Genomic DNA, 2,500 nt, shown 5'->3' on the forward strand with positions numbered 1-2,500 from the left:
GGGTGGTTGTTTGCTGTGAATCACACAGTGGACGCGGTTCGAACATCAAGTTTGGTGTAGTTAAGCCCTCGGCCTATTAGTACCGGTCGACTGAACCTATTACTAGGCTTACATCTCCGGCCTATCAACCCAGTAGTCTAGCTGGGAGCCTTACCCACTCAAGGTGGTGGGATACCTCATCTCGAAGCGAGCTTCCCGCTTAGATGCTTTCAGCGGTTATCCCTTCCGAACGTAGCTAACCAGCCGTGCCCCTGGCGGGACAACTGGCACACCAGAGGTTCGTCCGTCCCGGTCCTCTCGTACTAGGGACAGCCCTTCTCAAGTATCCAACGCGCACGGCGGATAGGGACCGAACTGTCTCACGACGTTCTAAACCCAGCTCGCGTACCGCTTTAATGGGCGAACAGCCCAACCCTTGGGACCTGCTACAGCCCCAGGATGCGACGAGCCGACATCGAGGTGCCAAACCATCCCGTCGATATGGACTCTTGGGGAAGATCAGCCTGTTATCCCCGGGGTACCTTTTATCCGTTGAGCGACACCGCTTCCACACGCAAGTGCCGGATCACTAGTCCCGACTTTCGTCCCTGCTCGACCTGTCAGTCTCACAGTCAAGCTCCCTTGTGTACTTACACTCAACACCTGATTGCCAACCAGGCTGAGGGAACCTTTGGGCGCCTCCGTTACCTTTTAGGAGGCAACCGCCCCAGTTAAACTACCCACCAGACACTGTCCCTCGACCCGATCAGGGCCGCAAGTTAGATACCCAAATCCAACAGAGTGGTATTTCAAGATTGCCTCCACCCGAACTGGCGTCCGAGCTTCACAGGCTCCCACCTATCCTACACAATTACATTCGGATACCAATGTCAAGCTATAGTAAAGGTCCCGGGGTCTTTCCGTCCTGCCGCGCGTAACGAGCATCTTTACTCGTACTGCAATTTCGCCGGGCCTGTGGTTGAGACAGTGGGGAAGTCGTTACGCCATTCGTGCAGGTCGGAACTTACCCGACAAGGAATTTCGCTACCTTAGGATGGTTATAGTTACCACCGCCGTTTACTGGCGCTTAAGTTCTCCGCTTCGCCCCGAAGAGCTAACAGGTCCCCTTAACGTTCCAGCACCGGGCAGGCGTCAGTCCATATACATCGTCTTACGACTTGGCATGGACCTGTGTTTTTAGTAAACAGTCGCTTCCCCCTGCTCTCTGCGGCCATACCACGCTCCACCCGCAAGGGGCTTCACGCGTCCGGCCCCCCTTCTCCCTAAGTTACGGGGGCAATTTGCCGAGTTCCTTAACCACAGTTCGCCCGTCGCCTCGGTATTCTCTACCTGACCACCTGTGTCGGTTTGGGGTACGGGCCGCTCGGAACATCGCTAGAGGCTTTTCTCGGCAGCATAGGATCACTGACTTCACCTGAATCGGCTCGGCATCACGTCTCAGCCTCAATGTGTCACGGATTTGCCTATGACACGGCCTACACGCTTACCCCGGCACAACCACCGGCCGGGCTCAGCTACCTTCCTGCGTCACCCCATCGCTAAACTACTACCCACCAGGATCCCAGACTCCCCACCATAGGCCCGAAAGCCGCCGGCAGATCGCGTGGTTAGCATAATGAGGTTCGTCTTGGGCGCTCCTTCGCGGGTACGGGAATATCAACCCGTTATCCATCGACTACGCCTCTCGGCCTCGCCTTAGGCCCCGACTCACCCAGGGCGGATTAGCCTGGCCCTGGAACCCTTGGTCATCCGGCGGAAGGGTTTCTCACCCTTCATTCGCTACTCATGCCTGCATTCTCACTCGTGTAGCGTCCACGGCTGGATCACTCCGCCGCTTCACCCGCCACACGACGCTCCCCTACCCACCCACACACCTGGATCAGCCGACGAATCGACCAACCGGGTTATTGTGTGAGTGCCACAGCTTCGGCGGTGTGCTTGAGCCCCGCTACATTGTCGGCGCGGAACCACTTGACCAGTGAGCTATTACGCACTCTTTAAAGGATGGCTGCTTCTAAGCCAACCTCCTGGTTGTCTATGCGACCCCACATCCTTTTCCACTTAGCACACGCTTAGGGGCCTTAGCTGGTGATCTGGGCTGTTTCCCTCTCGACTACGAAGCTTATCCCCCGCAGTCTCACTGCCGCGCTCTCACTTACCGGCATTCGGAGTTTGGCTGATTTCGGTAAGCTTGTAGGCCCCCTAGACCATCCAGTGCTCTACCTCCGGCAAGAAACACGCGACGCTGCACCTAAATGCATTTCGGGGAGAACCAGCTATCACGGAGTTTGATTGGCCTTTCACCCCTAACCACAGGTCATCCCCCAACTTTTCAACGTTGGTGGGTTCGGTCCTCCACGCAGTCTTACCCACGCTTCAACCTGCCCATGGCTAGATCACTCCGCTTCGGGTCTAGGACATGCGACTCAAACGCCCTCTTCAGACTCGCTTTCGCTACGGCTGCCCCACACGGGTTAACCTCGCCACATGCCACTAACTC

1 rRNA gene (cut by a window edge) is annotated in these 2,500 nt (G+C 56.8%); it reads right to left on the bottom strand.

The window, feature by feature from the left end:
- Positions 1-56: 56 nt before the first annotated feature.
- Positions 57-2,500: ribosomal RNA gene (locus ACIBSW_RS40530) — 23S ribosomal RNA — on the bottom strand; it runs 665 nt beyond the window's last position.

This window comes from Actinoplanes sp. NPDC049668 (assembly GCF_044465445.1).
Lineage (GTDB): Bacteria > Actinomycetota > Actinomycetes > Mycobacteriales > Micromonosporaceae > Actinoplanes.